The following is a 5,578-nucleotide window of genomic DNA, read 5'->3' as shown; positions in this document are numbered from 1 at the left end:
CAGGATACGCATCTTTCTCGGAACATTTCAAAACTGTTAAGGTGTAAACTTAGGAACCGCCGTATACCGAACGGTACGTACGGTGGTGTGGAAGGTCGGCTACTCAACTAATGAGTAACCTCCTATCAATTGGGTGAACTCGCATGCGTAATGGACGCTTTTTTTTAAAAGAGAGCAGCTGCTTCATGCGTAAATCAGGATTCAAATTTGGGCGATTTACATAGCTCTCTGATTACTAGGAGCTACAGGTCGATGTCCGTTTGGCGTGCTTTTTCTTCGAGCTCCCTTTCGTACCAGCGAGGGAGCGGGAGCATAATGACTTGCTTGGCATTTAGTATTTTAACCTTGCGATCATGAGCCAGCTGTTCGATGACAGGGAGCAGCCGCTGTTTGCCACGGCCAGTCTTTTGACACAAATCATCAATAGTCGGTATGCGGTGCAGCTGAGACATATTGTTGATGATTGTTAAAGTTTTACGCTCAATGTCCGTTACCCGATCCATAACAGTTACACCCTTTCTACTGTTTTAAGATACTTAATGTGAATGTACTCGTAATCAGACCCGGTGCTTATCTTGAAATGCTGAAGCTGATGATCCACCAGATCAACCACTCCGTTAATCTCCTTATAAGCGCCATCATCCCAATAGACAACGGTCACCTCCTGCTTCCGCTGGAGGGCATCCATCACAATCATGCCGATTTCCATTAATGCCTGATCGTCCAACAGTGGAGGAGGAAGCTTATTTTGATTCGCCTGATGCTCTAAATAGGCTGCCTTTTGCTCTGGAAGGACGAATCTGCTTCCTTCCCAGAGTAAGTTTTTTCGCTTGAGATACTCACTCATTTGTAGTGTCCCCCAATCTTAGCTGCGCGCTCGCGGGCCTGGCCCGGGGAAAGTAAAGAGGAAGCCCGGATGATGGACGTTTGCCCGTAGCGGCCCTTTATCCGGTCCATGGCTGAACCGATCTGTAAGAGGCGGTCTCTATCCTGCTCAAACAAGCTCAGTTGGACGACTTTATCCGACTGCAATTTGTCCAGCGATACCGCTAATCGACGTACCGGGAATCCATCCCAGAACTTGTCAAACAGCTCGCAAATGTAGCTGTACATCTCCATTGTGACATTTGTAGCGGAGGCGATTGTCTTCTGTCGATGAAAGCTGGCCGGTATCATATAGCTCCCTCCTGACACGCTTAATGAGATGGTTTGACCCATGACATGTGAGCGGCGTGCGCGGCTGCAAACTTCCTCGCAAAGCTCCAGCAGCACGACCCGAATATCCCGCCGGGTCGTATAATCGTAAGGGAGTGTCATGCCATGGCCGATCGTCTTTTCGCCCTGATGGGAACCAATGGACACTGGTGAATAATCAATGCCGTTCGCTGTCATCCAAAGCACATGACCATTTATGCCCCACCTCTTTTTAAGACGCTCGACCGGACAGGCGGCCAAATGGCCAATCGTCCGAATGGCCATGTTACGTAAGTGCTGTTCCATGCGTGAGCCAACGCCGAACATGGAACCGACGGGCAGCGGCCACAGATGTTCCTCAAGTTCGTCTTTTTTTAGCCAAAAGACCCCGCCTTTACTCTTTTTAGAAAAATTATCACAGGCCATTTTAGCAAGGACCTTATTTTCACCGATTCCGACCCTGGCTCGAACTTGGTACTTTTCCCAAATTGCCGTCTGAACCATCCGGGCAATCTTATATGGCGAACCGAATAGCTTTTGGCTCCCTGTCACATCCATAAATTGTTCATCGATGGAATAAGGTTCAACCAGCGGTGTGAATGTCTCTAGGATCGCGGTGATCCCGGTCGCCGCTATAACATAGTCCTCCATCCGCGGTGGTACGACAACAGCCTCCGGGCACTTCTGTAAAGCTTCCCACAGCCTTGAAGCGTTTTTCACACCGCGTTTCTTCGCCAAAGGACAAGCAGCTAAGACAACACCAGATCGGCGTTTAGGATCACCGGCGACGATGACCGGTTTATCATCTAAACGCGGATCCCGAGCCTTTTCCAGCGAAGCGTAAAATGACTGCATATCAACTAAAAAGATCACTTTCATGATGATTCACTCCTGAATAAGAACAAGTGTTTGCTTTATGTTCATATTATATGCGAATACTTATTTGTTATTCAATGGCTAATAAATGGCAAATGTATGTTCGTTAACAGCCTTGCTTGAGTGGGGGTTGAAAAAGTACTGCAAAGTGAATGAAACATAAGGGCTCATGTTTTAATAAAAAAATCTTTTTGGAAAAAGAGGGGATCCACCTTTTGCTGTCAAATATAACTTTTAATGCCTAATAGAACAGGATGGGAGTGTAGCTGACGGACATCAGGGCGTATAAGCACCATAAATGAAAGCGTTACCATTACGGGTGGCATGATCCAATGACCATCAAAATAGCGAATTACGAAAAAAGAAGAAATGAAAGCGAGAGAGGAATGATTTATTTTGCAAAAAAAAGCCAGAAGCCGTTGGGCGTATTTTTTAGCATTTGTTTTTATCTTAAGCTCGTTTAGCGCGACCACAATGCCGGTCATCAATGCTTCAGCGGCAGAGGTTGTGTCGCTGAAAGAAGTGTACAAAGACCATTTTCTTATCGGTAATGTGGTAAGCCCGAACGACCTGAGCGATGCCAATGCAGAGAAGTATGATTTTATGAAGTTTCACTTTAACGCACTGACGCCAGAAAACGCTACGAAGCCGGACTCCATATGGCGCGATGCAACCGGCGATCCGTCATTCACATCTGCCGACAGTATGTTAACTCAAGTCAAAGAGGACGGTTTCTATACGAAAGGACACGCGCTGGTGTGGCATAATCAGTCAGCTGGTTGGCCGCCAAGTGGTCAGACTTATACTGAGGCAAGGGCCAGCCTGCAAAGGTACATTTCGACAATCGCCGGGCACTATAGTCAGGGTCCTTATAAGCTTGATGCTTGGGACGTTGTTAACGAAGCCATGAGGGATAACCCGGAAAATCCGACCGATTGGCGAAACGCGCTTCGATCCGGCATTAATCCAATGGAACGTCCATCCCGGTGGTTTGAAGCTTACGCCAACGGTGGAAATGGCTGGGATTATATCTATGATGCCTTCTTATTCGCGCGCGAGGCTGCCCCGGATGCCACTCTGTATTACAATGACTTTAACGACGAAGAGCTTCCCAATAAAGCAATCGCGATTGCCTCAATGGTCAAGGAGCTCAATGAAAGATACGCGGATGAACACCCTGAAGCAAACGGCAGGAAACTGATCGAGGGCATCGGAATACAAGGGCATTACAACACAAGACTCAATATAGATAATTTAGAGGAAGTGCTAAAGATCTATCGTGAAACCGGGGTGGAGATCAGCATAACCGAGCTTGATGTACAGCTCAACGGTACATCGGCTGACGAACCGCCTACCGAGGCGCAATTGAAGGAGCAGGCAGTAATGTACGCCAAGCTGTTCGCGCTGTACAAGAAGTACTCCGATGATATAGCACGTGTCACATTCTGGGGCGTGTCTGATAACAACAGCTGGCGCAGTTCGGGCTACCCGCTGCCATTCGACTCCAACCGTGAACCAAAAGAAGCCTATTGGGCGATCGTAAATCCGGAGGTCTATCTTGGAATTGGTGAGTTGCCGCCTGAGCTCACGTCATTTGAATTCGGCGGTGAGGTTTTCAATGTTGGAGGCAAAACTGAATTTGATGTTAACGTGCCAAAGGACGTGTCAAATATTGATTTCTCTGCCGCAAACCTTGCACATGAATACCAAGATGAAGATGTGGATGTCAGCGTGACCCTGAATCCGGCAAATGGTGCGGTGAGCGCCGGGGAGCCAGCCGTGGCGACGGTGAAAATAGCCTGGAAGGAATCGCCGCATAGATCGACGACGTATACGGTAAACTTCGGGCATATGACCGCCGAATGGGGGAATGACCAAAACTATGCGGATACGGGCTACCGCTCATCCGTTACTATCCGCTTCAGTGACGGCGAAACCGCACCGAAACTAATTCAGGCGTTCTATCATCTGGACGACGGTAAGCTGGCAATGCTCAATAGTGAGGAATTCCAGCCATTACCGAAACATACAAGTGGTACGCTCACTATTAATACGGAAAGTAAGATAGACGATGATGAATTGAAAACATTGACGTTGAAGAAGTCTCTATGGGATCAGAACTGGGCTCCGATTACTCCAGCGCGTATTACAGACTTCAATACTGCGGAAAATTATTGGAGATTGGCCAAAACGATTGAGTCAGGTAAGACATATATTGTTGTCTCCGCCAACTCAGGTTTGGCACTGACGAATATGAATGTACCATCCGTCCCGGCGACCGGTGGGGTCACAACCGCCAAGCGCGGGCTTGCAGGTACGCCTGTCACGATAGAAGATGACATGATTATAGCGCCGGAACTGATCCAGGATAATATGAGATTTATTTTTAATGAGAGAACGAGTCCCGATCCGGGCCAATACACAAGCGAGAACGGATACACTGGCTATACCATGTTAAGTCTCGTTCACGGCGGTCTTGTCGCTCCATCCATTCTGTGGCGGGATTTGAGCAGCGACGATACAGCTCCTTTACGTACAGATACGACTATTGGAGATCATGCATTGGATCAGGCGGTGTGGTATCACACGGGGATAGACCCTGATACCGGGGAGACAACGCTATTTCTCCATACGGGTTCCAGCAATTACACGTATGCGCTGCACGGCAACGAAAGCGGGTTTGTCGGCCAGGGCGGCACGGAGCCACTAGAGAACTATGCAGGGGTTAGCCGTGTTAAGTTGTATGAGTACGTGTCGGACTATGTAGACGAGGACGTAACAAAAGTGGGCGTGGATATAAGCCTCGCCCCGGTGAAGCGTCTCGTAAGTGAGCGTGACGCCAGTATCCCCGTCACGGCGGATGTCCCTGATGGCTCCACAGCGGTGTTGGAAAAGGACGGCGTTTCAGTAGCCTCCTCACCATTCGTAAATGGCGAAGCACTGATCAGCGTTGCAGGCAGTGATGTTGATGCCGAGGCGAATTATGCTGTCGTTGCCTATGATGGCTCTGAACTACTTGGCGCGGTCATTCTCCCGGTCGTCACTCTTGACAGTGCGACACCGGGGGCTACAGTAGAGAGGCTTAATGGGAATCAGAACAGGCTGACAGTCACCGTTACGGAAGTATACTCCGATGGTTTGACGGAGACTTTCAGTGAAGAAGTACTGATCAGGAACAACGCGGAAGACATCTATCAAGTGGGCCCATATAAGGTTTATGTCGACACGAAGGGCAACGGACAGATTCGCGAATGCTATATTGTTTGGGATTAATCCGCAAGCATATAACAATAATGCCAGTAAAAAGGCGTCAGCTTTGTTTTAGCTGAATCGCCTACCAGAGGCCGCAAGCCCTTCTCCAGAAAGGAGAAGGGCTTTTTCTTTGGTGTGCCCGGCATGTGCATGGGCTATAGGGTTCAAGTCCCGAGCAGTGAAGGTCACTGTAACTGTTAGCCAACGACAAGGGTGTCTAGGGTGACCTAGAATCTGAAGGAAGTCCGAGGCAAAC

4 protein-coding genes are annotated in these 5,578 nt (G+C 48.7%); 1 reads left to right on the top strand and 3 read right to left on the bottom strand.

Going from position 1 to position 5,578, the window contains the following annotated elements:
• Positions 1-242: 242 nt before the first annotated feature.
• From M3202_RS21855 to M3202_RS21845, 3 genes are read right to left on the bottom strand one after another with little or no spacing between them, the layout of a single operon-like run.
• Entirely contained in the window at positions 243-503 is a 261-nt protein-coding gene (locus tag M3202_RS21855; RefSeq protein WP_251225333.1) for a hypothetical protein, read from the bottom strand.
• Positions 504-508: 5 nt separating this feature from the next.
• Positions 509-847 carry a YolD-like family protein gene (locus M3202_RS21850; protein WP_251225332.1) on the bottom strand — a complete coding sequence of 113 codons (339 nt, stop codon included), beginning with the start codon at positions 845-847 and terminating at the stop codon, positions 509-511.
• The gene (locus M3202_RS21845) at positions 844-2,073 is read right to left on the bottom strand and encodes a DNA polymerase IV (protein ID WP_285890658.1); all 1,230 of its coding nucleotides are present in this window, start codon (positions 2,071-2,073) and stop codon (positions 844-846) included. Before M3202_RS21845 ends, M3202_RS21850 begins: the two co-directional genes overlap by 4 nt.
• Before the next feature lie 393 nt (positions 2,074-2,466).
• Here M3202_RS21845 and M3202_RS21840 point away from each other — a divergent pair, with 393 nt between their 5' ends.
• Positions 2,467-5,343, top strand: a complete 2,877-nt coding sequence (locus M3202_RS21840; protein ID WP_251225331.1) for an endo-1,4-beta-xylanase — start codon at positions 2,467-2,469, stop codon at positions 5,341-5,343.
• Positions 5,344-5,578: the final 235 nt, after the last annotated feature.

Origin of the sequence: Halalkalibacter oceani, assembly GCF_023715605.1 — a bacterium.
Classification (GTDB): domain Bacteria; phylum Bacillota; class Bacilli; order Bacillales; family Bacillaceae_D; genus Halalkalibacter; species Halalkalibacter oceani.
The sequence above is the reverse complement of the archived record's forward strand: the minus strand, read 5'-3'. Positions and strand labels throughout refer to the sequence as shown.